This window comes from Sphingobacterium alkalisoli (assembly GCF_005049105.1).
In the GTDB taxonomy this organism is placed as follows: domain Bacteria; phylum Bacteroidota; class Bacteroidia; order Sphingobacteriales; family Sphingobacteriaceae; genus Sphingobacterium; species Sphingobacterium alkalisoli.
The window spans coordinates 217,424-243,815 of the sequence record NZ_SUKA01000001.1; the positions used below are offsets into that span (position 1 = coordinate 217,424).

Annotated in this window: 20 protein-coding genes and 1 tRNA gene; 14 read left to right on the forward strand and 7 right to left on the reverse strand. The window is 41.6% G+C overall.

Annotated features, from left to right (window positions below):
• Positions 1 to 34 precede the first annotated feature (34 nt).
• Complete coding sequence (locus FAZ19_RS00920; RefSeq protein WP_136818724.1) at positions 35 to 1,651, forward strand: acetolactate synthase large subunit; 1,617 nt, start codon at positions 35 to 37, stop codon at positions 1,649 to 1,651.
• A 69-nt stretch (positions 1,652 to 1,720) separates the two neighbouring features.
• On the opposite strand, the gene FAZ19_RS00925 is transcribed toward FAZ19_RS00920, so the two are convergent.
• Entirely contained in the window at positions 1,721 to 2,542 is an 822-nt protein-coding gene (locus tag FAZ19_RS00925) for a helix-turn-helix domain-containing protein (protein WP_136818725.1), read from the reverse strand.
• 166 nt (positions 2,543 to 2,708) lie between these two features.
• On the reverse strand, positions 2,709 to 3,704 hold the full coding sequence (locus tag FAZ19_RS00930; RefSeq protein WP_136818726.1) for an SDR family NAD(P)-dependent oxidoreductase: 996 nt from the start codon (positions 3,702 to 3,704) through the stop codon (positions 2,709 to 2,711).
• A gap of 225 nt (positions 3,705 to 3,929) precedes the next feature.
• On the opposite strand from FAZ19_RS00930, the gene FAZ19_RS00935 reads away from it, so the two are divergent.
• The 8 genes from FAZ19_RS00935 to FAZ19_RS00970 all read left to right on the forward strand — a co-directional run bounded on the left by FAZ19_RS00935 (position 3,930) and on the right by FAZ19_RS00970 (position 12,896).
• Positions 3,930 to 4,505, forward strand: a complete 576-nt coding sequence (locus tag FAZ19_RS00935; RefSeq protein WP_136818727.1) for a Crp/Fnr family transcriptional regulator — start codon at positions 3,930 to 3,932, stop codon at positions 4,503 to 4,505.
• 66 nt (positions 4,506 to 4,571) lie between these two features.
• Complete coding sequence (locus FAZ19_RS00940) at positions 4,572 to 5,015, forward strand: carboxymuconolactone decarboxylase family protein (RefSeq protein ID WP_136818728.1); 444 nt, start codon at positions 4,572 to 4,574, stop codon at positions 5,013 to 5,015.
• Positions 5,016 to 5,153: 138 nt separating this feature from the next.
• Entirely contained in the window at positions 5,154 to 5,705 is a 552-nt protein-coding gene (locus tag FAZ19_RS00945; RefSeq protein ID WP_136818729.1) for an RNA polymerase sigma-70 factor, read from the forward strand.
• A gap of 57 nt (positions 5,706 to 5,762) precedes the next feature.
• Positions 5,763 to 6,731, forward strand: a complete 969-nt coding sequence (locus FAZ19_RS00950) for a FecR family protein (protein ID WP_136818730.1) — start codon at positions 5,763 to 5,765, stop codon at positions 6,729 to 6,731.
• 95 nt (positions 6,732 to 6,826) lie between these two features.
• Positions 6,827 to 9,415 carry a TonB-dependent siderophore receptor gene (locus FAZ19_RS00955; protein WP_136818731.1) on the forward strand — a complete coding sequence of 863 codons (2,589 nt, stop codon included), beginning with the start codon at positions 6,827 to 6,829 and terminating at the stop codon, positions 9,413 to 9,415.
• Between the two features lie 63 nt (positions 9,416 to 9,478).
• Positions 9,479 to 10,669 carry a PepSY-associated TM helix domain-containing protein gene (locus FAZ19_RS00960; RefSeq protein WP_136818732.1) on the forward strand — a complete coding sequence of 397 codons (1,191 nt, stop codon included), beginning with the start codon at positions 9,479 to 9,481 and terminating at the stop codon, positions 10,667 to 10,669.
• 331 nt (positions 10,670 to 11,000) lie between these two features.
• Positions 11,001 to 12,527 (forward strand): PAS domain-containing sensor histidine kinase, encoded by a 1,527-nt coding sequence (locus tag FAZ19_RS00965; RefSeq protein ID WP_136818733.1) that lies wholly within the window; start codon positions 11,001 to 11,003, stop codon positions 12,525 to 12,527.
• A gap of 6 nt (positions 12,528 to 12,533) precedes the next feature.
• Positions 12,534 to 12,896 (forward strand): response regulator, encoded by a 363-nt coding sequence (locus tag FAZ19_RS00970; protein WP_136818734.1) that lies wholly within the window; start codon positions 12,534 to 12,536, stop codon positions 12,894 to 12,896.
• 178 nt (positions 12,897 to 13,074) lie between these two features.
• Here the strand turns inward: FAZ19_RS00970 and FAZ19_RS23750 are convergent, their stop codons facing one another.
• Positions 13,075 to 13,215: a hypothetical protein gene (locus FAZ19_RS23750; protein WP_169305528.1), complete on the reverse strand. Its 141-nt coding sequence runs from the start codon at positions 13,213 to 13,215 to the stop codon at positions 13,075 to 13,077.
• Positions 13,216 to 13,483: 268 nt separating this feature from the next.
• Here FAZ19_RS23750 and FAZ19_RS00975 point away from each other — a divergent pair, with 268 nt between their 5' ends.
• Entirely contained in the window at positions 13,484 to 17,260 is a 3,777-nt protein-coding gene (locus FAZ19_RS00975; protein ID WP_136818735.1) for a beta-galactosidase small subunit-related protein, read from the forward strand.
• Between the two features lie 364 nt (positions 17,261 to 17,624).
• Here the strand turns inward: FAZ19_RS00975 and FAZ19_RS00980 are convergent, their stop codons facing one another.
• From FAZ19_RS00980 to purD, 3 genes are all read right to left on the reverse strand, one after another.
• Positions 17,625 to 18,617, reverse strand: a complete 993-nt coding sequence (locus FAZ19_RS00980; protein ID WP_136818736.1) for a hypothetical protein — start codon at positions 18,615 to 18,617, stop codon at positions 17,625 to 17,627.
• 535 nt (positions 18,618 to 19,152) lie between these two features.
• A tRNA-Glu gene (locus FAZ19_RS00985) sits at positions 19,153 to 19,224 on the reverse strand.
• A 98-nt stretch (positions 19,225 to 19,322) separates the two neighbouring features.
• Positions 19,323 to 20,597, reverse strand: coding sequence for a phosphoribosylamine--glycine ligase (purD, locus tag FAZ19_RS00990; protein ID WP_136818737.1), 1,275 nt, complete (start codon positions 20,595 to 20,597; stop codon positions 19,323 to 19,325).
• A gap of 115 nt (positions 20,598 to 20,712) precedes the next feature.
• Here purD and FAZ19_RS00995 point away from each other — a divergent pair, with 115 nt between their 5' ends.
• Positions 20,713 to 23,355, forward strand: a complete 2,643-nt coding sequence (locus tag FAZ19_RS00995) for a TonB-dependent receptor plug domain-containing protein (RefSeq protein WP_136818738.1) — start codon at positions 20,713 to 20,715, stop codon at positions 23,353 to 23,355.
• 33 nt (positions 23,356 to 23,388) lie between these two features.
• Here the strand turns inward: FAZ19_RS00995 and FAZ19_RS01000 are convergent, their stop codons facing one another.
• Complete coding sequence (locus FAZ19_RS01000) at positions 23,389 to 23,913, reverse strand: ExbD/TolR family protein (RefSeq protein ID WP_136818739.1); 525 nt, start codon at positions 23,911 to 23,913, stop codon at positions 23,389 to 23,391.
• A 193-nt stretch (positions 23,914 to 24,106) separates the two neighbouring features.
• Between FAZ19_RS01000 and FAZ19_RS01005 the strand changes: the two genes are divergently transcribed.
• From FAZ19_RS01005 to FAZ19_RS01015, 3 genes are read left to right on the forward strand one after another with little or no spacing between them, the layout of a single operon-like run.
• Entirely contained in the window at positions 24,107 to 24,874 is a 768-nt protein-coding gene (locus tag FAZ19_RS01005) for an enoyl-CoA hydratase/isomerase family protein (RefSeq protein ID WP_136818740.1), read from the forward strand.
• A 1-nt stretch (position 24,875) separates the two neighbouring features.
• The gene (locus FAZ19_RS01010; RefSeq protein ID WP_136818741.1) at positions 24,876 to 25,748 is read left to right on the forward strand and encodes an SDR family oxidoreductase; all 873 of its coding nucleotides are present in this window, start codon (positions 24,876 to 24,878) and stop codon (positions 25,746 to 25,748) included.
• A gap of 1 nt (position 25,749) precedes the next feature.
• Positions 25,750 to 26,385, forward strand: a complete 636-nt coding sequence (locus FAZ19_RS01015) for a hypothetical protein (protein WP_136818742.1) — start codon at positions 25,750 to 25,752, stop codon at positions 26,383 to 26,385.
• Positions 26,386 to 26,392 lie beyond the last annotated feature (7 nt).

The following is a 26,392-nucleotide window of genomic DNA, read 5'->3' on the forward strand; positions in this document are numbered from 1 at the left end:
ATCAGGTTACCATCATACACTTAAAAAAAATTGAATGAACGCGTCAGACCTATTTGTAAAAGCTTTGGAGAATGAAGGGGTGGAGTTTATATTTGGGCTTCCAGGAGAAGAGAATATAGATTTCTTGAACGCGTTAACTAAGTCGAGTATTAAATTTATCGTTACTAGGCATGAACAGGCAGCGGGTTTTATGGCAGCGACCTATGGACGGTTGACCGGGTGTCCAGGTGTAGTACTGTCAACATTGGGCCCGGGGGCTACGAATTTGATGACAGCAGTAGCTTATGCCCATCTGGGGGGGATGCCAATTTTTATCCTTACCGGACAGAAGCCTATTCAAGAAAACGAGCAGATGCGTTTTCAGCTTATTGATGTGGTCGCTATGATGAAGCCAGTCACAAAATTTTCGAAGCAGGCGTCATTCAGTACCAGTATACCAGCGATGGTACGGGAGGCCTTTAAGATTTCAACCCAAGAACGACCCGGCGCAGTTCATGTGGAACTGCCAGAAGATGTAGCACAGGAGGAAGTCGAAGTGGAGATTTTTCCTGTAATATTTGATAGTCTTCCCGTAGCGAATGAAGATGCCATTCTGCAAGCTGTAGATTTAATTCGTAGCGCTAAAAATCCGTTGATATTAATTGGCGCCTCGGCTAATAGACCGGGGGTTCATGAGGCTTTAGAGAAATTTATTGCACTACACGGCTTCTATTTTTTTAATACACAGTTGGGAAAAGGTCTGGTAGACGAAAGATCTCCCTATTACCTAGGGACAGCTGCTTTGTCAAAGGATGATTTTATTCATGCAGCACTGTCGGAAGTTGATCTTATTATCAATGTAGGTCACGATGTTGTAGAAAAGCCTCCCTTTCTTATGGGACAAGGAGACCAAAAGGTAATACACCTCGATTATGGTCCTGCCAAGATTGATCAGGAATATTATCCCCAGCTAAGCGTTGTAGGTGATATCGCCACATCTATTGATCATGTATCCGCAGGTCTGGATTTGGGAGAAAAAAAATCTTTTCCCTCATTAAAAGCAGCCCGTGTTCAGATCAAGGAACTACTGAGCCGGTATGATGAAGATGACCGATTTCCTATCTTACCTCAGCGGCTAGTCAATATAGTTCGGAATATACTTGAGGCGGACGACGTGGTAACGCTGGACAATGGCATGTACAAACTGTGGTTTGCGCGCCATTACTGCACCTATAAGCCCAATACATTGCTGCTGGACAATGCATTAGCTTCCATGGGGGCAGGTCTGCCATCTGCTATCGCTGCAAAATTGGTACATCCGGATAAGAAAGTTGTTTCTATAAGCGGTGACGGTGGTTTTATGATGAATTCCCAAGAGCTTGAGACAGCTGTTCGGCTTCAGTTGGATCTGATAATTATTGTGCTGCGCGATAATGCCTATGGTATGATTAGGTGGAAGCAGGAGTCCATGGGCTTCGAAAATTACGGTTTAGATTTCGGGAATCCTGACTTTGTGAAATATGCGGAGAGTTATGGTGTGAGCGGATACAGGCCGGATAGTGTTGCCGCATTTGAAGATACGTTGCATAGGGCGCTCCATACGTCCGGAATCCACCTGATCGACCTTGAGATCGATTATTCGCTCAATCAGCATTTAGGAAAGGATGCTTAGTATATACTGTGATGACCATTCTTCCGGAAACTCTAGGATTGTTGCTCTTATCTTCTTCATAGTTGATTTTTAATTATTCGAACTCAATCGGTTTAACAATTCCGTAGGAGCATATCCAAAATGTTTTTTGAAAGCATAGGAAAAATGGGATAAATTTTCGAAACCTGTCTCGTAACAAACCTCGATAGCCTTCCTTTTCTTTTCTACAAATTGGTAGTGTGCCAGTTCCAAACGTTTTCGAGTAAGCCAACGTTGTGGTGTACAATTAAAAGCTTTGCTGAAATCACGTTTGAACGTAGTGAGACTTCGACCGGTGAGATAACCGAATTTTTCCAGTGGCAGGTTAAACATGAAGTTCCTTTCCATATAGTCTGCTAAATCAATCTTGCCCGGTTCTTCGAAGTTGGCCAGCAGATTATCTATTCCTTTTTCTATGGTTCGCAGAATAGTGACAGCTTCCGTAATTTTCAGTGATGCAATATCTTCCGGAAGTTCTTGCATCTCAAAATATGGAACCAATGAAGCCAAACAACTTTCCAGCAGAGGATGACTATTGAACACGTATATTTTCTGTAATTCCGATGCTTTTGGTTTCACATTAAGTTTAGCATAAAAATGTCTTAACCGTTCTGTTGACAAATGCATCACTACTGTTTTGTGCGGCTGCCCCTCTTTAGGATAATTAATAATCGTTGCCAGTTGGTTTCTGGGGATTAAAAAAATATCCCCTTTCTTAAAAAAATAAGTAGCGTCTGCCTGTACGATTTTGGTTTCGCCCGAAATGAACCAAATTAGCATATGATGGTCGAACATAATATCTGACTTAAAGAACTTGTCATCGTACGAGGAAAGTTTGATATCCTCTGTTATATATTTTGCTTGATATTCCATTGTCTATCTTTAAACGTCCTTTCTTCACAAAGGAAGTAATTAATACAAAAGTATTGATAATTATATAGTTTTATTTTAGATGCACTTAGCGCCGTATATCATATCGATGTTGCAGCCCGTGTTGGTGGCAACATTGTCTTTAAAATTTGGAATTTGTTTTGTATGATCAATTAATAGAGAATGAAATGCCTGTCAAATCTTCAGTCAGTTTCCACAATCGTATGGCATTGGTTTGATCCAATGAATACGGTTTTACCCCTGAAGATATGTCTTGCCCTAAAGCTAACTCTGCAACATCTACATCTTCGCAATAAACACCACCCATAGAATCCAGCATCGGACTAGTAGCGCACCATATCGTCGTGGCAGCACCTTGAGGAATGGTTTTTAATGATGCTACTATTTCTGGCAACATATTCCCCTCGGCGTCGCAGAAACCCATTTTTTGAAATAACTCCAGTGGAGCTTCCCTTCCCAGTTCCGTTCCACCAATAGAACCGGGATGCAAAGAATACGCCCTTACATTAAAAGTTTTCGCTCGGTTGTCCAGTTCAAGTGTAAATAAATTGCTGGCCGTTTTTGATTGTCCGTAGGCCTGAAGTGTTTCGTATTCCCTGTTCAGAAAGTTGGGGTCGTCAAAATTGAAAGGAGCGAATTGATGCCCTTGTGATGAAACATTCAGGACCCGTGCGCCATTAGCCTTCTTGAGAGCGGGCCAGAGCTTTGCCGTTAGCTGGAACTGTGCTAGGTAATTAGTGGCTAATTGGGACTCAATGCCACGGCTATCCCTGCGTAGTGGAACCCACATAATACCTGCGTTGTTGATCAACAAATGAAGGGATCTGTTCGAAGCCAAAAACGTTTCAGCAAAGGTGTCGATGGAAGCGGGGTTCATCAGATCCATTGCTACTATCTCTACGTTGTTAATGCCCTTGAGGTTACGCTTTGCTTTTTCAATGTCTCTGGCTGGTACAATAACCGTCGCTCCCGCCTTTGCCAATGTTTTTGTGGTTTCCAGACCGATACCGGTATTACCACCCGTTACGATCGCATTTTTCCCGCTTAGGTCAATTCCTTTGATTACTTCATTTGAAGTAGATGCCATGCTGAAGCCCGAATCTATAGATTTCTGAAGCGCTCCCTGATAGTTGTTTTGTTCCATTTTTTATTTTATTTTTATTAATAAAACAAAAGTAGACAGGTTCGTTCTGTTGGAGTTTGTTTAAACGTCCGAATTTACTTTGCTCAAAAGGCCGGAACAGTTTAGATGGAGTAGAGTTTGCGTTGTAAAAAGGAGGTAGCGGAGAATTAATAGGGACAAATACATCATTTATCATAAAAAATTATTAACCTAAATTATGAATATCAATAGAATAACAAACGAAACATGCGTGAACAATTTAGAACCCATATTAATAAGTTTGTAAACGTCGGCGACGATGAATTGACCGATATAATAAGCTATTTTCATATTCAAACTTTGAAAAAGAAAGAAAACCTGCTGAATGAAGGACAAATTTGTAAAGCCAGTTATTTCGTATTGAAGGGTATTCTGAGAAAATTTTTTGTCAATGAAAAAGGAGTAGAGCGAACCACCGAATTTGCAATTGAGAACTGGTGGATGACAGAGACCTTCTCTTATCTGAACCAAAAACCCACCGAGTTTTCTATTCAGGCAGTAGAGCTTACAGAAGTATTAGTCATTGATCGAAATGCTTACAATGATTTGTTGGAAAAGCACCCGGTTATGGAGAGATATTTTCGTTGCATTTATCAAAAAGCGTATGCTGCCGCACAAATGCGGATTAAGTACATTTATGAACATTCCCGGGAAGAATTGTATCATAGTTTCCGGAACAGCCAACCCGAATTTCTGCAGCGGGTTCCGCAGTACCTAATTGCTTCCTATCTTGGTTTTACACCAGAATATTTAAGCGAAATTCGCAAGAAAAGTATTTCTTAAACCAGTTTAAGTTTTCCTCATTTTTGATGTTTTAGTTTTGTAGGATCAAATTAAAAAACAAAAAAAATGGGAAAGCGTATCAACATCGGCGAAACAGAACCTCTGGCATTCAAAGCAATGTATGGGTTAGAAGGCTATTTGGCAAAAGCAGAAATATCCAGAACTTTAAAAGAACTTATCAAAATACGTGCATCACAAATCAATAACTGTGCTTACTGTATTGATATGCACACCAAGGACGCCATTAAAAACGGGGAAAGCAACCAACGTATTTTTCTTGTCAGTGCCTGGAGGGAAGCAACGAAATTCTTTACCGAGGAAGAACAAATAGTGTTGGAAATGACTGAAGAAATCACCCTTATTCATCAACATGGATTAAGCGACGAAATGTATCGAAAAGCTTCCAGTATTTTCTCAGAAAATCAAATTGCACAAATTATAATGGCTATTGTAATCATCAATTCGTGGAACAGGATTGCAGTAAGTACCCATAAGGAAATAGAAGAATAACTATTGAACTCAATAGCCAAATTGTTCAACTTCAATTTGCCGAACCTTATAGTAGGATAGAAACAGATATATTTTTATTTAGAATAATTCCAGATAAAAATATATCTTTGAACGTTTCTATTTTAATGATTTAGTTGGGTGGCATTTAAACTTCTATTTAAAAATAAGGTTGAGCAGACAAGACCGCAAGAATTGATCTTTCAGGACTGGTTCGATACCTACTGGGAGCAACTCGTAGCCTTTTGTCAACATCATTGCAATGATGAAGAGATCGCGATGGATATCGTGCAGGACATTTTCTGTTCCATCTGGAAACGTAAGGAATCGATGGAAGAAATTGTCCAAATTGAATATTATCTCTTTCGCGCAGCCAGGATGCGAATAAGTGATTATTACAGGGAACGTTATAAACAGATCAATCGAGATAAACTCCTATTCGACACTTTTTGCGATAGCATCAACAATACAGAGGAAACCATCTATTATAGGGATCTCGATCATTTTGTCGAGGGGTTAACAAATCGATTACCTTGCCGTTGCCGTCAGGTATACTCCCTTAGTCGTAATAGCGGGTTGAGTATATCCGAAATTGCCGAATCCTTAGCGATATCGGAAAAGACCGTAGAAGCTCATCTTACGAAGGCCTTGAAGTTTTTACGAAGCAATATCCCAACGGATTCCATAAAATAATTTTTTTCAGATAGACTAAGGGTAAATAGGCCAAATGACGACTTGTATATAAAATATATGAAGATCGATCATCAGCTGTTGGACAAATACTGGGCAGGCCAATGCACACCTACCGAAAGGCAAGCCGTGGAAGCTTGGATAGCTGACGGTGTACCTGAAGAAGATTTTCACCTTCAATCACCTACTAAATCTCCGGAAGAAATCAAATCTATCTTATGGCAAAATATTCATAAAGAGACCAAGATCGATCATATTCCTGTATTGCCTACTGCCGTTTCTAGCGTTAGACGTTGGTTTACTGTCGCAGCTACCATAGCAATTTTTTGCCTTTTATCTTTTTTCTACCTCTATGTGTCTCGACATGCAAAGTCAAAAAATGCAGCCGAAACGATCAGCTATGTGCAAATAGAGGTTCCTTTTGGAAAAAAGCAAAAGGTGACATTGAATGACGGTACAGTGATTTCCCTTAATTCGGGAACGAAGTTCTGGTATCCGAGAAGATTTGAATCTGATCAAAGAGAAGTTTTCCTTGAAGGCGAGGCCTTTTTTGAGGTCAGTAAAGATCTGGCTAGGCCCTTTGTGGTACACACGAAAAATACGAACACCCGTGTATTAGGTACCCGTTTTAACCTTCTCGGCCGTAAAGAACATCCAGATGTACTTACTGTAGAAGAAGGACGGGTACAATTTACAGCCACAGGCGGTGCGGATACCTTGATCTTGGAAGCAAATATGCAAAGCATATACACAGCAGGTAAGATGAACCTCATCAAGGTTAGAAGCGAAGGCTACAAGGCCTGGACAAAGGGAGAATTGATATTTAGTAACAAAACACTAAAAGAGGTGATTCCTGAATTAGAGCGCTGGTACAATGTAGATATCACCTGTAAGGATTCAGAACTGTTGAACTATCGGGTGAAGGGTAAGTTTAAGCAGGCTTCCTTAGCAACCGTTTTACACGATATCGCCTTTGCCCTCGCGATAGAATATACGATTAAAGATAAGGAGGTCAGCTTATATAAATAGTTTACGGAGATAAAAGAACCCGGTGTACGCCTCTTCAAAAATGTGCACCGGGCCATGAAATTAATTTTTAATATTTAATCACATTAATCAAAAATATGAACTTTTTGCTACTTGGCGCACAGGTATTTCGGAAAACATGGAAAAATACCGGCCTTTTTGTTGCTCTTTTTCTATCCGGTATGTCCACACAGGCACAGCAGGGAATTCTCAATACGCGGATTTCCATTCAAGTTAAAAACCAAACGATAGCCGAAGCGCTCGAAAAGATCGAGGAAAAAACGGGCTACACCATTTTATATAGTCCAAGTTTGTTGAATACCGATAGGAAGATTACGATCGATCTAAAGAATACACGGTTGGATGCCGTACTACAAGAAGTCTTGGGTGATGCCGTTCGGCGTGTCGAAACAAAGGGTAATCAGATCAATTTACAACCTTCGGCAGGCAAAGGAAGCCTCTCCGGTCAGGTACGTAGTAGCGACGGATATCCTGCGAGATATGTCAACATTAATTTTGCGGGCAGACAGATCCAGGCAGATGAAACCGGTCATTTTAACTTCAGCAATATTGAAGTTGGAGAGTATACGGTAGAAGCGAAATATGTAGGCTTACTTACCCAAGCCCAAAAGGTTGGCATTGGCGCAAATAAGAATACACAAATCACTTTTGTGATGTACGAAGATGATAAAGCGCTGCAAGAGGTCGTGGTCAATAGGGAACGAACCAATAGATTTGCAAATAAAGATAGTGAATACATAGCGCGTATGCCACTAAAAAATCTGGAAAATCCGCAAGTCTACCAAGTAGTCACCCAACAATTGATGAAGGAGCAGGTTTCTTATACCATTGCTGATGCCATGCGTAATGCCGGTGGCACAGTTCCTGTTATCAATCCTTCTGGGGGATTAAGTGCCTATTTCCGTGGTTTCGGTACAGGTATAAACGCGAGAAATGGTATGGAGTCTACGTCTGACCGATCGGCAGTAGATTTGGCCAATGTGGAGCGGATAGAAGTACTTAAAGGTCCTTCGGGAACATTGTTTGGTGCCGCGGTGTCTTCCTTTGGCGGGGTGGTAAACCTAGTGACGAAAAAGCCGATCGAAGCGAAACGTACGGAGGTAAACTATACCACGGGCAGCTTCGACCTTAATCGGTTATCGGTGGATGTGAATACACCATTGACTGCGGACAAGCGAGTGCTGTTCCGTTTAAATTCGGCAATGCATAAGGAAAGGAGTTATCTTTCGCATGCATTTAACAATACGTTTCTGGTTGCGCCAAGCTTAAGCTATCAGGTGCATGAAAAGTTGAGCCTAAACCTGGATGCGGAGTACCTGAAGGTGCACAATACGCAACCCAATAATTTTGTGATTCGCGCAGAGGATGTATTCCAACCCAAAGACTTACAGCTAGATTATCGCAAAAGCTTATTTCATAGCGATGCCGATGTGAATAATACAGCGACAAGGATATTTACAGAGGCCGTTTATAAAATTTCTGACAAGTTCACTTCAACAACGCTCTTCTCGTATGTTTCTGAGAATGTAGATCGTAGCTATCAGCGTGTTGTACTCTTGAACTCTCCGACGGAGATTGTTAGAGCATCTTCCATATACCGCGACGTATATAACGGTTATTCCAATATTCAGCAGAATATTAACGGCGAGTTTACTACCGGGGCGCTCAAGCACAAATTACTGATTGGTGCCAACTACAGAAACCTAAGCAGTAGCTTTCTCTTTGGAGACCTCCAGATCTTGGATCAGGTGGATGTGACGCAGGGGTTCACACCGTTACAAAGACAGGCGATCGATAAGGATGCGGTTTATGAGCCTTATCCCACACCTACGCAACGCACGGCCAGTGCTTATGTGTCGGATATGATAACGTTTCTTCCGCGCCTTTCGGCCATGCTTTCTTTGCGTGTAGATCATTTTACGCGAAAAGATATAGCAGATGCGGATGATGGCTTTGAACAAACTTCATTGGCGCCGAAATTCGGATTGGTATATCAAGTGTTACCGGAACAGGTGTCGCTATTTGCAAACTATATGAGTGGCTTTCAGAACGTAGCTCCTGCTTCACAACCTGACGGCAGTCTATTTTTCGCGGATCCCATTTTTGCTAACCAAGCGGAGGGAGGGATTAAGTCTGAAATCTTTAAGAAAAAATTGAGTCTAACGGCAAGTTATTATTATATCAAGATCGACAATGCCCTGCGTGTTAATGCGGATATGTTGACGGTGCAAGATGGCCAGCAGGTCAGTAAAGGAGCCGAATTAGAAGTTATTGCCAATCCATGGGTAGGTTTGAATATTATTGCCAGCTATGCTTTTAACGATAATCGGATTGTCAAAGCGTCCGATGAAACTGTAGAAGGGAACAAGGCTGCCTTTGCACCGGAAAATGTAGCGAGCCTTTGGGCTTCGTATACCTTTCAGGAGCAGATAGAAGGCTTAGGAGTAGGTTTTGGAGTGAACTATGTGGATAAGATGTATAGGGCAACCACGAATAGCTTCTTTATCCCAAGCTATACGTTGGCCAATGCAACTTTGTTTTACAACCGGCAGGCGTGGGGAATCCAATTAAAGGCCAACAATATATTCAATAAGCAGTACTGGGACGGCTGGGGGAATTTGCAGGCCCCTTCGAACGTAGCAGCCAACCTATCGTATCGTTTCTAAAAATTCCACTAGACGGGAGTAGGTCGCTTTTCCGAATATACCTACTCCCTTATAAATCAACTCGTGCTAAAAAAAATACTATATCAGACACATCTTTGGATGGGCTTATTTTCTGGATCTATCGTCTTTATCTTAGGCGTTACGGGTTGTATACTTGCATTTGTGGATGAGATTAAACCCGTCGTCTATGCAGATCATTACTTTGTGGACCCGACGGGCATTTCCGAGCCGCGAAAATCGTTTTCAAGTTTGTTGCACGCTGCAGAGCGGTATTGGGGGCCCGAAAAGCCGATTTCGGTGGTGGAAATTGAAAATAATCCACAAAGAAGCTGGCACTTTAGAGCTTACCGGCAAGATAGTATTGATGGAATCTGGTATTGGAATGAGAAGAAATACTACGAATCCTTTTTTATCGATCCATATACCGGTACGAAAATATATAGCGAGAATGCGGAGTTTGAATTTTTTAGGATAATCCTCTATATTCATTGGTCCTTATTGCTAAAGACAGAGATTGGGCAACCTATTGTGGGCACTGCAACCTTATTTTTTGTTATTTTACTCGTGACAGGTTTATACCTTTGGTGGCCTAAAAATAAGAAATCACGACGGGTTCGTTTTTGGTTTCGGTGGAAGAAAGATACAGGTAGGAAGCGAAAAAATTACGATCTGCATAATATCTTGGGTTTTTACTCCTTTTTTATTGCTCTAATTCTTGGTTTGACGGGTTTGATTTGGGCTTTTTCTTGGTTTGATCAATCGGTACAAGGTCTATTGAATAAGATCGGTAACACAGCGCCAAAACAAGAACGCGGGTTGCCTGTTCATGAAACAATTCGCGATGTCGGTCTTGACGTCTATGAGCAGGTGTTGCAAGAAGTACAGCAAAAATATCCCAAGGCACAGGGGTATTATTTTTATTTTCCTCAAAAAGAAAATGCGCCTTTGAATGTCTATATCAGTTTTGGAAAACGATATTCCTCGATCGTTCGACAATATCATGCGACAGATGGTAAGCTGTTGAATGTTCTTGATTTTTCGGATAAGGATAATGGACAAAAAATGCGAGCCTTAAATTATGATATTCATTTGGGCAGCATACTGGGCATTCCTGGAAAGATACTCGTTTTTTTGGCATCCTTGGTCTCGGCAAGTCTACCGATTACCGGTTTTTATATTTGGTACAATCGGCGCCGAAAAAAGAAGAAAGAAATTCGTAAGAATAACCGGAAGCTACATCGCCGCTCTTTATAGCTATCCTTAATATATCAGAAATGACTCAATACGAATAAAAAGCACATCCGTTCTATATACGGACGACAATGGTGAGACTCTTTGTGAAGGTCGAAATTTGATAAATAGCTTGATTAATAATTGTTCCACCTTTGATCATCAATACTTTTTCTGTCCCCTTGACTTCTTTATAGCACCCTCGGCGAGACTTAGAACAGTTGGGGTTTCTCAAGAAAATTTGAGGAAAATTGATTGTTGTTACAAACAAATAACCTGTTAAGACGGTTATTTGTTAAAGAATTTCCTTCCGGTCGGTAGATGGTTGGAGCTATTATGTACAAATGTAAGAAGTATGGCAATCAATGAACAAGAAAACCACAATAGAGGAGGGAATCACGAGGTGACTCCCTTGATTTACGCCGCGCTGGACGCCAGTTCGTCGGGTATAATCATCACAGACAATAGACTTCCGGATAATCCGATCATCTACAGTAACAAGGCGTTTGAAAAGATTACCGGATACGAAGCAAATGAAATTATTGGACACAACTGTCGTTTTTTACAAGCAGATGAAAGAAGACAGGAAGCACGGGAAATAATACGTGAGGCGGTAGACAAAGGGATGCATGTGACGGTAGAAATCAGAAACTACAGAAAAAACGGAGATCTTTTTTGGAATGAGCTATCTATCTCTCCTTTACGAAATGAAAAAGGTGAGGTTACGCATTTTATCGGTGTACAAAATGACATAACTGCACGGAAAAATGCAGAGGAGAAGCTTTCATTTGAACGCCAGCGAATGGAAAAAGTGATTTTGGAAAGAACCGAAAACCTACGAAACAACGAAGAGTACCTCAACAGTATCATTCAGACTATTCGAGAAAGTCTCGTAGTACTTGATCCAAACCTAAATGTGCTGACCGTTAATCAGTCTTTTCTGCGAACATTTAAGGTAACTAAGTCTGATACGATAGGAAAACTCCTTTTTGATCTCGGAAATAGGCAGTGGGATATAGAAGGACTTAGGACGATGCTCGAAACCGTACTACCAACAAGTAATCCTGTTCTGGATTTTGAAGTCGAACATGATTTCCCGTATATAGGCAAAAAAAACATGTTGCTCAATGCCCACCGCGTGGAGCTTGAGGGCGATTACAAAGACCGGATCTTATTGGCAATTGAGGATATTACCGAAAGACGCGCTATCGAGAAAAGAAAGGATGATTTTCTGTCGATAGCAAGTCATGAACTCAAAACACCCTTGACAGCCGTTAAGGGGTATATACAACTGATAAAAAGATTTGTGCCAAAGGACAACAGCAGGTTGATCGATGTCGTCCAGAAATCCGATACACAGATTGAACGATTGAACAAGCTTATCGTGGAGCTGCTAGATGTGTCTAAAATCCAGTCGGGAAAGCTAGATATCCATCGAGGAGAATTTGATTTCGATAAGATGGTAAAAGATACTATTGAGCACATACAGTTCAGTAATGACGAATGTAATATTGTGCTTGAGGGTACGACCGGTGTAATGTACGAGGGAGATGAGTCGCACTTAAGTCAAGTGGTCGGAAACCTCATCTCCAATGCAATTAAGTATTCACCGGGAAATAACCAAATCAATGTTTATTTGTCATCTCTTATGAACCGTATCAAATTTTCAGTACGAGATTACGGATTCGGGATCAGTATAGAAGATCAAAAAAAGGTATTTGATAGATTTTACCGTGTCGGAGAAATACGGGAAAAAATTGCTGGTATGGGAATTGGTCTGTACATCTGTGAGCAGATCATAAAGCAGCACGATGGAAATTTATGGGTTGATAGTGAACTGGGGAAGGGTTCGATATTTAGTTTTACGCTCCCTCTTAAATAGATAGTAATGATGGATCAAAAGAAAATATTTGTATGCGATGATGATAGTGGGATCGCCGATATGTTGGAGATGGTATTTGAAATTCTAGATTCAGAAACTGTCACAGAAACAAACAGTATTCACGCCTATGAAAAGATACTCCACCTTAAGCCGGATGTAGTTATCGTCGACCTTTGGATGCCGGTCGTCACGGGAGATCAATTAATAAGGAAGATCAGAAAAAATGAGGATATGAAGGAAACGTTTATTCTGTGCATCTCCGCAAGCCGGGATGGAAAAGATATTGCGCTAGAGGCTGGCGCAAATACGTTTTTGCCCAAGCCTTTTGATTTGGATGAAATACTCGCTATTGTAGAAAAAGCGTTGTAAATGATGGTGTAATTGTCGTTGTTCGTCTATGCTTTTTTTTAGCCCGTAGGGAAAAAATCCTGAACCATTTTATTAAAGACCTGAGACGTTTAGCATGCAAATGATTTGAGAACTTTCGTTCAAATGATGCAAATATAGGGAAATGTAACGGTCGACTTGGGTGTTGACTTATAGTCAATTATTTGGGGGTCTGTTGTAAAAAGCTACCAGCAGGCTCGCCCCCTGATAGGGATGGCAATACATCTACATGTTGTAACTCTTCGAGTTGTTGCAAAGCGGCTATTAAGGCCTGATGCCATCGTTTACTGATGGCTATCATTTTTTTTGTAATTATGAGTAAAAATATATAACGATTAAAGAAGATAAAATTATAATTATTAATTGAGCGCTCATTCATTTATATTTACACCATGAGACCACGGGACGACAGCAAGATTACAGCGATCCGGTAGCACTCGTGCTGACAATTGAAATTACGAAAAAGCTAAAGGACGCACTTATTTAGTAAAATTGTGCTTTAGTGTATGTTATACAGTCTATATTCGAGAAAAAATATAGTATTCATCAAGATAAAAACGTAATCGAGCATGAAACAAATAGTTGGTTTAATAGTTGGTTTATTTATCACTCTGGCAAGTTTTACAATCTCAGCACAGCAATCGAAATTTGCGAACGTTTATCCTTTCATCGAAAATACAGCGGTATTTGAAATCAACCAGACTGAAGGTCACACGGTTTGTATTCCTTTTAAATCGGTTGGTGAAGCATTAAATCTTCAGAAATCGAAGTCAGCAAATGTGCTTCCGTTGAATGGAAGGTGGAAATTCCATTATGCCGATACTCCGGAAGGTACACCCAACGACTTTTTTAAATCAAATTTTAATGATCAGAAATGGTCTGAAATTACAGTTCCCTCCAACTGGGAAATGCAGGGTTTTGGTGATCCTTTGTTCCGAAATGTTGCACATCCGTTTCGCTCTAATCCGCCTTTTGTCCCGCGCGAATACAACCCGACAGGCTCGTATCGCAAAACATTTACCCTACCGGCAAATTGGAAAAGCAAACGCATTTTTTTGCGCATGGAGAAAACCGCTTCGGCATCATTTGTCTGGATCAACGGACAGGAAGTGGGCTACAACGAAGGTGCTCAAGAGCCCGCAGAATATGATGTGACCAGTTTCCTGAAACCGGGAAAAAATACCATTGCCGTCAACGTAATTAAATATTCAGATGGAGTGTATCTCGAAAGTCAGGACTATTGGCGCCTGGCTGGTATTTTCGACGATGTTTGGTTGTATGCAAAAGCGGATGTGCATCTCTTCGACTGGTATGCCACTACCGACCTGGACGAAAACTATGAGAACGCAAAACTGAATTTGCAGATTACGGTAAATAATCAATCGAAAACAAATAAACAGAACTACAAGGTTCGAGCTTCGCTGTTTAATTCAGACAATGTGTTGGTTCAGAACTTTGCTTCTGATGCAGTTCAAATAACTGCTGATAATAAGCAAATTGTTAGTATTTCATCAGAAGTATTAAATCCTAAAAAGTGGACCGCAGAAACGCCCAATCTTTACCGGTTAACGCTGGAATTAATAAACAATGAGGGAAAAATCGAAGAAGTAATTACTGGTCGTATAGGTTTTAAAGAAACCGAAATCCGAAATCAGGTTTTCTACCTCAATGGCAAGGCCATAAAACTTAACGGCATCAATACGCACATGCAACACCCCACTTTGGGGCATACTATGGACGAAGCCACTATTCGGAAAGATTTTGAACTGTTTAAACAATTCAATATAAATTGTGTACGCATATCACACTACCCACCTGTAAGGCGCTATTTAGAATTGGCAGACGAATATGGGTTTTACATCATCGATGAAACCGGAAATGAAGCACATGCTACAGAATCCCTTGGCAATAATCCGGACTGGGAACCCATGTACCGCAACCGTGTAAAACGCATGGTATTGCGCGACCGCAATCATCCTTCCATTCTTTTCTGGAGCGCAGGCAACGAGAGTGGTGAAGGGAAAAATATATGTGCTGTAATTGACGAAGGACGGAAATACGATACTACACGATACTGGATGTATGGAGGGAATGCTTTTTCGCATCACTGCGAAGAGATTATTGGCCCACGTTATCCTTCTCCTTTTGATCTCAAAACACAGGTGGGGATGGTTCCAGAAAGTGTTGATCCGCGACCATCGTTTATGGACGAATACCTTTCGGTAGCTGGAAACGCTGGTGGTGGACTGGATGAATATTGGGATGTCATTTACCAGTATCCACGCATCATGGGCGGTGCAATCTGGGATTTCGTGAGTCCAGGTTTGCTCGAACCGGTTCGTAAATTGACAGATTCTTCACCCAACAAGGTCGCAACTCACATTATGGGACGCGCAAAACTGGTTGCCGGCCATGATGGAAAAGGCATTGATCTGAATGGTCACGACCAATGGGTGGAAGTTTATCAGGATAGAAATATTGAAATCTCGGGTGATGAACTAACGGTTTCGTTTTGGATTTTTCCACGCGATTTAATGAAAATGGGTGGAACACTGCTCACCAAAGGAAACTATCAATTTGGTTTGCAGCAAGTGGGTGACAACTCGCTCGATTTCTATATCTACACTTCGAAAAAAACAGTTGTCCGTGGTGCATTACCCGAAGATTGGACACAAAACTGGCATCATGTTGCCGGTATTTATGACGGGAAGACGATTTCACTTTTTATCGACAACAAAAAGGTGGCTGAAGAACCGGTCACCGGGAACATTACTAATTTCCCTTTTCCTCTTAATGTGGGCAAAAATGCCGAGACACATGGTCAGCATACCTCCGGTTATTTGTGCGATGCCATTATCGATCAGGTGGGTATTTTCCGTACAGCGATTGAAATCAATGATTTATTTACAGCAAAACCTGACTTGAAAAATCGTGCAGCTTTGTGGCTCGATTTTGAACATGAGCAAAACGATGGCGAGTTTTTTAGCTATGGAATTGGCGCGCGTACCTATGGAAGTATTTGGCCCGATCGGGTTCCGGAGCCTGAAATGTGGCAAATAAAAAAGTCGGCTCAACCCATTTCTGTAAAGTGGAGCAATGCCGAAAAAATGGAAATTGAAGTGCAGAACCGAAACTTTTTTACCAATACGAATGCCTTTGAAGCACGTTGGAATCTGGAGGAAAATGGAATATCAATAGCTTCAGGAAAATTGGAAGTGGATGCCGAACCGGAAGCAAAGAAAATCTACGTTCTTCCTATTCCAAAGCCTCAGCTAAAAGCCGGTGCAACTTATTTGGCAACAGTTAGTTTTCATTCGAAAGAAGCTGCACAATGGGCACCGAAGGGTTTTGAACTGTATTGGGATCAATTGGAATTGCCATGGATTGTTCCTGCCGATAAAAAATTGGTACAGCATCAGACCAATCCTTTAAAAGTGACAGATAATGAGCAACATTTGATTGTATCCGGAGTAAATTTCGATTATACCTTTAATAAAGCCGATGGACAATTGTACTCCATGAAATACATGGGCAAAGAATTGCTGAAACAGGGAGCACAACTCAATGTTTGGCGTGCCCCTCTGGCGAATGAACAGGACGACTGGACCTATCCTGCGGTTAATGTATTTCCTAGAATAGAGGGCTACGGAAGGATGGTTGCCACCTCATGGTATTCCATCGGTCTGGATAAAATGAAGTCAAAACTTGAGTCATTTCGGGTTGAAAATAAGGCTGAAAATACAATTGTCAGTATTCGTGAAATTGCTCTTTTTGGAAATGGACGCGGTGCAGGCTTCGAAAACGAGATGATTTATACGATTACGCCCGACGGTGAAATTAGTTTACAGCACACGATTAATCCGAATGGAAAAATGCCCATGTCGTTGCCACGCATCGGAACAAAATGGGTTTTCGATGACCAAATGCAACATGTAGAATGGTTTGGACGTGGGCCGGAGGAGAATTATCCAGACCGCAAAACCGGCTACCGTGTGGGGCTTTATCAGTCGACAGTTGATGCGATGTTTGTACCGTATTTGCTCCCTCAGGATTGTGGCTTGCGAACCGACAACCGCTATGTACGACTGGCAAATGCTGAAGGAATCGGAATTGAGTTCTCGGCGGCTAATCCATTCAATTTCAATTGCTATAATTACAGCACCGAAAATTTGTCAAAGGCAAAATACACCTATGATCTGATCAAATCGGATGGTGTAACATTCAATTTCGACTACCAAACTACCGGGGTAGGATGCACGGCAATCGGGGTTATTAATAAATATCAAACCATTCCTCAAACCATACAGTTCACAAGTTCGATAAAACCATTTAAAATCAATAAGTAAAGTTGAAGATCTGAGAAATCTACAAACTTCAAAATTTTGCTCCGACATCCATCTGAGCTGTTTGTATCGACTAGAACTAAACGTGTAATACTAACAAGATATTTATGATGCATAAGCTAAGGCCTGCCAGTTAAATAATAGTTATATGTTCCCTCCAAGCTTTAACATAACATGAACTGACCAATAAGTTAAAACCATGTGCCTTATTTTGCATCACTATCAAAACTGGAATTTGTCAATGGTCATTTTGGGGTATCCACAACTTACTTACCTCAACAGCTGTTGGATGAGTTTGATCATCAGTCTGAACGAAGGATCAGGGTAGGCCACCCGGTTGACCGTACTGTGTATAGGCATCTGCTTTTCATCCTTGCGATTCTCCTTCCCCCTCTTCCATTCCGTCATCGTCATCCTCGCCACCGAAAGCAGCCATACCGCCCATCATAATCCCCAGTAGCTTCATCCCGTAGTCTATATCCGTTAGGGCATACAACGGTGCTGTTTTCTTTGCAATCAGCATATCGTCACTTACGGGCGTCTTTTTGACGGAGACTATTTCATACACCATGGTAGGTTCGTTCCCGTTATCCAGGTAGATGTCGATGCGCATAATCCCATGATCTTCGGGCAAATAGTAAGGATGTGAAAAATTGATCACTTTCGGAAGATCTTTGCTCGTATACACGACCAGTTTGTGTAACTGTATGGCAGGCATGCCTAATGAAGAAGGCGCTTCCTGCTGCAAAGCCTTTGGTGTATAGGTCGCAATGGAACACATATAGCCTGCGACGTCTGCTGTATTGGAAGACCGTTCCACCTTAAAATTTTGGGAGGAAATACGCTTATCTGCTGTGAACAGCTCTTCGTACCCATCAGAGGGCTTATAGGCAGAGGTTACCGCCTCTGTCGGCTGAATCAGCGAAGCCGTATAAAGAAAAGCTTCATCGCTTTGTTCATTATGGTAGTGCTGTATCTCGTACCCTAACCCTTTGGTCTTGACCATGGCCACCTTATCCTTTATATAGATAGTCGCTTGCGGAGGCGTCATGATCATGGCCATTCCAAGCATCGGATTTTTCTCCATCATCGACTGCATTCGAGCAAAATCCTGAGCTGGAATGCTTTTGTATAAAGCTGCGAGCTGTTGCTGGATATCCCCCTTTTGATAATCAATATTCTCTGTGATCGTGCTGAGATCGACTCCTGCAAGTGAAACCTTTGTGGTCAGGATACCTTGGAACACAGGATCCTGTACGTTTTTATTTTCTTTAACAGGTACTTTAGTATCGGAACCCGAGGCCATCCGAATAGATGCAAAGGACAGGATAATTAGGAATAAATAATTTATTTTGGACATGATTGTTTGGATTTTAATCCCTATATAATTTATCAGGATAAAGTTAAACCTATTTACTTCAACTGGCAATGTGGATAGCAAAATTTAATCGCAACTTAACAGAAAATAAAAAAGCTAACATTTGCCACGTCTTGATGATACACTTGCATAGAACCTAAATATTTGCTGCCACGCATATTAAGCAATCCCTATAATACAGCAGGAATCAGCCAGGTTAATGTTATGTTAACAAAAACATAACTTCCGACTCGTTTTTCATTGGCTAATTTTGTGTTCGAATTCGACGATGCAATAGGTCAAAAAGGGAATAGACAGGTTCATAGAACAATGGCTGGAAGGCGATGAGTCGGCTCTTATTCCCTTTATTTAACAAGCTTAATGATACAATGCGATAGCTATAGAAAGAAAACAGATGAATATCGAACCCCGAGGATAAATCTGACAGTCTCGTATATCGCTTATTTTCAGTGGATTATAAGTAATAAAAAAAGGCAAACCAGAATTAGATCTGAATCTTGCCTCTTTTGCAATTTTGTAGCCCGTAGGGGAATCGAACCCCTGTTTCTAGAATGAAAATCTAACGTCCTAACCCCTAGACGAACGGGCCATTTCTCATTTGGTGATGCAAATATAGAGGCTTTTTTATAAGTTCCAAAATATTTTCACCGCCAAAATTGTAACTTATTGGATCTTAATTTTTTATTTTTAAATAAGGTCGAATCCAATGTCCGTTCTGAAGTATTTTCCTTGATAAAAAATACGCCCGGCATCAGCCGTTGCCTGTTGTAATGCCGAAAAAAGGTCATCCTGTAATGTAGTGACGGCTATTACGCGTCCACCTGCAGTCACCACTTCGCCGTTTACCTCTTTCGTGCCAGCGTGGAATACAATGGATTCTTTTACATTCTCGATATTGGAAATCACTTTCCCCGAATCGTAGTCGCCCGGATAACCACCCGATACCAACATGACGGTAACTGCCGTTTTTGGTGAAACCGTATACGAGCGCGTTTCTAAATTTCCTTGTGCAACGCCTTCCAACAGATCGACAAGATCGGATTCTATGCGAGGAAGTACCGACTCTGTTTCTGGATCACCCATGCGTACGTTGTATTCGATCACAAAAGGCTCGCCGTCGATGTTCATTAGGCCGATGAAGATAAATCCTTTATAGGGAATGTTGTCTTTTTTAAGACCTTCAATCGTAGGTTTGATAACACGTTCTTCTACTTTGCTTAAAAAGGTTTCATCTGCAAACGGTACAGGTGATATGGAGCCCATTCCGCCGGTATTCAAACCCGTATCACCTTCGCCGATACGTTTATAATCCTTTGCAGAAGGTAGTACTTTATAGGAAGTTCCGTCGGTCAATACAAATACAGAAAGTTCAATGCCCTTTAAAAACTCTTCGATAACGACTACACTGCTCGCATCGCCAAATTTAGCATCGGCAATCATTGCCGTAAGTTCGTCTTTGGCATTATCAAGAGTCTCGCAGATCAAAACACCCTTACCGGCAGCTAATCCATCGGCCTTTAAGACAATCGGAAGGTTCTGGGTGTCGAGGTATGCCAATCCGTCTTCTAAATTTGATTTGTCAAAGGATTTATAGGCTGCAGTAGGGATCTGATGTCTGAACATAAACTCCTTTGAAAAGTCTTTGGATCCTTCCAGCTGGGCACCAAGTTGTTGCGGACCAATCACCGCGATGTGCCTAACATCTGCTCTATCTAAAAAATAATCATGAATTCCTTTTACCAATGGTTCTTCTGGTCCTACTAAGATGATCTCGATACTGTTTTCTAGGGCAAAAGCTGCAATTCCCTCAAAATCGGTCACTTTCAATGGTACGTTTTGACCATATGCACCCGTTCCGGCATTGCCTGGAGCAATAAAAAGTTTTGATAGTTTGGGGCTTTGTGCTAGTTTATAAGCAAAGGCAGATTCACGTCCACCGGATCCAACGATTAAGATATTCATGGAACAAAGATATTGATGTCTGTTAAGATTACATAAATTTTTACCTATCATAATGCGAATTGCATAATATTTTTTATCTTTCACCTATTAGATTTTAAATCAATTGACAATAATTATGAGAGCCTTTTGCCTATTATGTTTCTTTTTGCTGGTTTGTTCAACGGGTTATACCCAAGATATTCAAAACACATTAGCGAAAGCGGATGATTTTTATCAAGCGAACCCACAGGAGAAAATGTATCTACACCTGGATAAGTATGCTTATACGGCGGGAGAAACTATTTGGTTTAAGGCGTATACGACGATCGGCATTCACAATTTCTTTTCCAATTTGAGCGGCATTGCTAATGTGGAGTTGATTAGTCCCAGTGAGGAGATTGTAGCTGCTATAAAAATTCCATTGATTTCGGGCTTAGGCATTGGCGATCTGTTATTGAGCGACACGATAGTAGAGGGATCCTACCGACTTCGGGCGTATAGCAACTGGATGCGTAATTACGACGATGCCTATTTTTACGATCGTACGATCCAGATCAGCAACGGTCGTCTGGACAATGTCTTGACAACGACATCCGTCGTATCGGAGGAGAAAGATCACATCTATTCGATTGCTTTGAAAAGCATGGCCGGAACACCGCTTGTTAAAACAAGTATACGTTATGAAGTAATGAACGAAGGCGAATCGGTAGATAAAGGGCGAACAACGAGTGATGAGAAGGGAGTAGCAACCATAAAAGTAAATAAGAAGCATCAAATGCCAATTATTAAACTCCGGTTTGAAAATATGGAGAAGATGAATATCACGAAGCTGATCAAAGCTCGTATACCGCAACAGGACAATAATTTGCAAGTTTTTCCGGAAGGGGGTAAATTGTTGGCCAATGCCATCAACAACATTGGGATAAAGGCGATTCAACCGAATGGATTGGGGATAAAGGCGAAGCTTGTCGTGTTAACTGGAGCGGACACGGTTGTTTCTGTAGAAACAAATGAACTGGGGATGGGGGCATCATCCCTATTTGTTCGTGAGAATGATGTACTTAAGGCATTTGCAGAGTTTTCGGACGGATCCAAAATAGAAGTGCCTTTCCCTGCGGCAGAAAAATCAGGTTATTCGCTTCTCGTTAATAATCTAAATCCAAGTAAAGTATATGCCCAGTTGAATGCGTCTCCGGATTTGATCGATCAAAAGGACATGTATTTCGTCGTACAGCATCTAGGGCAAATTTATTTCGTGTCGAAACAAAAGTTAACGAAGAACGAATTGGTTTACGCCGTGGATAAGGCTAAATTGCCAACCGGGGTCGTAACAATCTCCATTCTAAATGATCGCTTTGTACCGGTGGTAGAGCGTGCTTTTTTTAGCTATAAACCGGAGAGCGTACTTCCCGTGGAACTAAAGTTGGATAAAGCTAGTTATGCTACGAGGGAGAAAGTGGAGGTGAAGTTGAATGTAGGGACACAAGGGGATAGTATTCGATATGCGGCGTTATCGGCAGCTGTGGTCGACCTGTCTAAAATTAAAGATGATTATGCGGTAGCTCCAAATATACTATCCACGTTGTTTTTGAGTTCGGACTTAAAAGGATTCATTGAAAACCCGGGCTATTATTTTAGTAATGATGTAAAAACAACGGATCTGGATTTTCTAATGCTCACACAAGGATGGAGAAGTCTGGATTGGAAAAGCCTGGGCATCGTCGATACGCCTCGATTTGAACCGGAAAAGTCCTTGAAGATTTCCGGTTACACTAGAAAGCTAGGTAGAAAAGCCGTTGAGCCGAATGCCTCTGTTCAGCTTATTTCCACCAAAAATTTTATGGATTATGTCGATACCCTATCTTCGGAAGAAGGTTATTTTGAATTCGACCAGTTATTGTTCCCCGATAGTGTCAAGTTTTTGGTCTCGGCTAAAAATGAGAAAGGGAAAAATAATATTGACATCGAGATCAATACTCCCGAAATGCCTTTGATTTCTGCGAATCGGAATGCGGCCTTAGAACGAAGCGATATCAATAGTTTTTATAAAGACGAAATTAATAATTCAAAGCAGTTTTTTGCCGAATTGGAACGTAAGGGGTTGATGGAGAGAGCGATCGCTATTGAAGAAGTGGTGGTGCGGGCAAAAAAGAAGCGTGCTGCGGAAAACTCCAGTAATCTCAATGGATCTGGTAATGCCGATCAGATTATCTCAGCGGAGGATTTGTCTACCTGTGCAAGCTTAGAGATGTGTCTTGCGGGCCGTCTAATGGGAGTGACTTTCATGGGGGGTATTCCGTATAATACCCGCGGAAATGTCCCTATGCAGGTGGTATTAGATGGGATGTACATCGAAGCAGATCAGTTGTCGATGGTTAATGTAGCTGATGTGGAGAGCATAGAAGTATTACGGAATATTAATTATACATCGATATACGGTTCATATGGAGGTAATGGCTTGCTGATTATTACTTCGAAGACGGGAGCATCAGCTATGCGAAGCTTTACGCCGAAAGGATTAGTCACCATACAGCCACAGGGTATACATGTAAACAGAACGTTTTACAAACCGGCCTACGATGTAACAGATGAAGGTCAACTTAATCGTGATTTCCGCACTACCATACATTGGGATCCAAGCCTGGTTGCCGATAAGGACGGGCAAACTTCTTTTCAATTTTTCACTTCGGATGGGAAAGGGAAATATTTAATGGTTATTGAGGGAATCGATTTAGGCGGACGGGTCGGTAGGAAGACCATTGAGTTTGATGTAAAATAGAAAATGGTGGGATTTTTTAAATCCCACCATTTTCTATTTTAATGAAGCAATTAAATCGCTCTCTCGCGAAGAGATTTTACTGATCATGTATCGTTTAGTATCGGTTATCTGCATCTCGTCGAGTGCATGGATGATGTCCTTGGTGCGTGCATCCTTATTCGGCTTAATCAATACGATCATATCTTTGCCGTCGGTTGTAAGGGGAATAGCACGTTTCAATTTTAACAAAATAGCCCGCAGCTCCGGCGATTCTAGCTCTATTTTTTGTGGTTTCGAGAGCGGCTGGTCGAGATTCCCATGGTACCAGGTTACTTCATTTTCCGCAAGCAGGAGTGAAATAATCCGACGTTCATCTATCTCCACGGGTTTTTCGTTTCCATTATCGGGCATGGCCACATCCAGCGAGTTCGGTTTGTTAAGCGACGTCGTTAACATGAAGAATGTAATTAATAGAAAGGCTAGATCGACCATTGCGGTAAGATCGACCTTTGGTGCTTGCCGGCGTACACGATGTTGCTTTGTCGTTACGGGCGCTGATTTTTGATTTAATTCTGCCATGGTTTCGATAATTAGTGATTAAGCAAAAGAAGTAGATTATTTATATGAATGATGATGTAAAGCTGTTCTTTCCATAAAATGGTGTATAAAAAAATGCTTATCTTGTGTCAAACTTAATGGAGTTTAGGTTGTGTATATACAAGACAGTATAGGTGCTGTCTTCGTAATTTTTTGGTGGAACTAAGTTGAAACGATGAATTTTTTAAAAGTCATAAAAGACGATCATATTTTTCATATTACCTTGGATCGGGGCAAGTCGAATGCAATTGACATCCATATGGTGAACGAACTTATTGCAGCGATTCAGGAAGCCGAGGTAGACCCCGCAATTGAAGGGCTGATATTATCGGGTAAAGAGGGGTTCTTCTCCTCGGGATTGGATCTAATTACGCTTTATGATTACAATGCCGAAGAAATGAAGGAGTTTTGGAGCCGCTTCATGTTGCTACTTCATAGCTTGGCAAGTTTCTCTAAGCCAGCTGTCTCTGCGATTACAGGGCATAGTCCGGCGGGAGGGTGTGTCTTAGCGATTTGTTGTGATTATCGTATTATGGCGGAAGGGGAATATATTATTGGATTGAATGAGGTACCGGTAGGTATCGTTGTACCAGATAGCATATTTGAACTGTACAGTTTTTGGTTGGGCAAGGCACAGGCCTATCGTTTTTTGTTAGAAGGTAAATTACTCAAGCCACAGGAAGCATTGAAAGTGGGACTGGTGGACGAAGTGGTGGATTTCAATCGGATCCAGAACGCCTCTATGCGTAAGGTGAAAAGTGTTACCCAGTTTGAAAAAAATGCGTGGCGGCTTACAAAGCTCAATTTAAGGAAATCGCTTTTATCAACGCTTTCCGAAAATCATGATACGGTGATCGATCAAGTTTTAAAACAATGGTGGTCTCCAGCCACCCGGACCGTTATGAAAACGATTATTGCTAACTTAACGCATAAAAAAGCTTAATATGAATATCCAGGGAGCGTTGAAAGAAAATGCCTTAAAAGGTAAGACTATTGTAATAACAGGGGGGGGCACAGGGCTGGGAAAGGCTATGGCTACCTATTTTTCCGAGTTGGGTGCCAATCTGGTTATTGCAAGTCGTAAATTGACCGTTCTTGAAACAGCGGCGGCAGAGATTTCAGGTAAAACAGGCCATAGGGTATTACCTGTTGCCTGTGATATTCGTCATATTGAGGAAGTAGACCAGCTTCTCGCCAAAAGTGAGGAGGTCTTCGGGCAAGTGGATGTATTGGTCAATAATGCAGCAGGTAATTTTATTTCACCAACCGAGCGGCTTTCTGCCAATGCATTTTCAACAGTTATAGACATCGTGCTAAAGGGTACTGCAAATTGTACCTTGACGTTTGGTAAGAATTGGATAAAACGAAAGCAACAAGCGAGTGTACTGAATATCATTACGACCTATGCATTCACAGGGTCGGGTTATGTGGTGCCTTCCGCTGTTGCCAAAGGAGGAGTATTGACCATGACCCGTTCCTTGGCCGCAGAATGGGGGAAATATGGCATTCGGCATAATGCGATTGCTCCCGGTCCATTTCCGACCAAAGGTGCCTGGGATAGATTACTTCCAGGAGAGCTGGCCGAGAAATTTGATTTTAAAAACCGTGTGCCGCTGAAGCGCGTAGGGGATCACCAAGAACTGGCTAATCTAGCAGCGTTTTTAGTGTCTGATTTTGCAGGATACATAAACGGAGAGGTTATCACGATCGACGGAGGGGAGTGGTTACAAGGTGCTGGACAGATGAATGGAATGGAAGCCGTTCCCGAAGAAATGTGGGATATGATAGAAGAAACAATACGAAAAAACAATGCATAGAATGAAATCGCTATTTTTTACTATTTCTGGCGTGCTGATCTTATTATCCGCCTGTAATCAAAACAAAAGCAAGGAACAAGAGACACAGGATAGCACCTACATTAAGGCCCCTCAAACGATGGAGGAAGTTCAGCAGCTCAGTGAAGTTGTCACCCGCTTCGTACGAGCCTATATTAACCAGGACAATGAGAAAGCAAATGCGCTCATACACCCAAAATTAGGGTTCACAGTGATACATAGGCCTGGGGTTGCCGATGTATTTACGAAGGTAGATAGCATTGATTTCGGAACTCCTGTTCCGGCGCATTTTCCTTATCCTACTTTTTCCAACGATTATGTACTGACCTTCGAGACGCTTCCAACTTTTGATTGCGGCACGGAGAAGTGGAGCAAAGAAGGTTTCTTTTGTGATACAACAGCACATCCAGACCAATTATCCAGGATAGCATTATTTCAGAGGGAATTTAATCAAGAGGAATTTTCTGACGCGGAAATTGATGCAATTAAGAATGCCGAAAGGAAAAGCTACCGTGTTATCCTCACGGCTAAGGACCCGCTGATTTTTCACCTGCAGCACGAGGAAGGCGTTTGGTATATTACGGTGCTCGACAGAGCCTACGCAGGTTGTGATGCATAGCGTCCGA

Coding starts and splice junctions, on each gene's coding strand:
- FAZ19_RS00920 (WP_136818724.1), top strand. CDS start 35: ATGAACGCGTCAGACCTATTTGTAAAAGCTTTGGAGAATGAAGGGGTG.
- FAZ19_RS00925 (WP_136818725.1), bottom strand. CDS start 2,542: ATGGAATATCAAGCAAAATATATAACAGAGGATATCAAACTTTCCTCG.
- FAZ19_RS00930 (WP_136818726.1), bottom strand. CDS start 3,704: ATGGAACAAAACAACTATCAGGGAGCGCTTCAGAAATCTATAGATTCG.
- FAZ19_RS00935 (WP_136818727.1), top strand. CDS start 3,930: ATGCGTGAACAATTTAGAACCCATATTAATAAGTTTGTAAACGTCGGC.
- FAZ19_RS00940 (WP_136818728.1), top strand. CDS start 4,572: ATGGGAAAGCGTATCAACATCGGCGAAACAGAACCTCTGGCATTCAAA.
- FAZ19_RS00950 (WP_136818730.1), top strand. CDS start 5,763: ATGAAGATCGATCATCAGCTGTTGGACAAATACTGGGCAGGCCAATGC.
- FAZ19_RS00955 (WP_136818731.1), top strand. CDS start 6,827: ATGAACTTTTTGCTACTTGGCGCACAGGTATTTCGGAAAACATGGAAA.
- FAZ19_RS00965 (WP_136818733.1), top strand. CDS start 11,001: ATGGCAATCAATGAACAAGAAAACCACAATAGAGGAGGGAATCACGAG.
- FAZ19_RS00970 (WP_136818734.1), top strand. CDS start 12,534: ATGATGGATCAAAAGAAAATATTTGTATGCGATGATGATAGTGGGATC.
- FAZ19_RS23750 (WP_169305528.1), bottom strand. CDS start 13,215: ATGATAGCCATCAGTAAACGATGGCATCAGGCCTTAATAGCCGCTTTG.
- FAZ19_RS00975 (WP_136818735.1), top strand. CDS start 13,484: ATGAAACAAATAGTTGGTTTAATAGTTGGTTTATTTATCACTCTGGCA.
- FAZ19_RS00980 (WP_136818736.1), bottom strand. CDS start 18,617: ATGTCCAAAATAAATTATTTATTCCTAATTATCCTGTCCTTTGCATCT.
- purD (WP_136818737.1), bottom strand. CDS start 20,597: ATGAATATCTTAATCGTTGGATCCGGTGGACGTGAATCTGCCTTTGCT.
- FAZ19_RS00995 (WP_136818738.1), top strand. CDS start 20,713: ATGAGAGCCTTTTGCCTATTATGTTTCTTTTTGCTGGTTTGTTCAACG.
- FAZ19_RS01000 (WP_136818739.1), bottom strand. CDS start 23,913: ATGGCAGAATTAAATCAAAAATCAGCGCCCGTAACGACAAAGCAACAT.
- FAZ19_RS01005 (WP_136818740.1), top strand. CDS start 24,107: ATGAATTTTTTAAAAGTCATAAAAGACGATCATATTTTTCATATTACC.
- FAZ19_RS01010 (WP_136818741.1), top strand. CDS start 24,876: ATGAATATCCAGGGAGCGTTGAAAGAAAATGCCTTAAAAGGTAAGACT.
- FAZ19_RS01015 (WP_136818742.1), top strand. CDS start 25,750: ATGAAATCGCTATTTTTTACTATTTCTGGCGTGCTGATCTTATTATCC.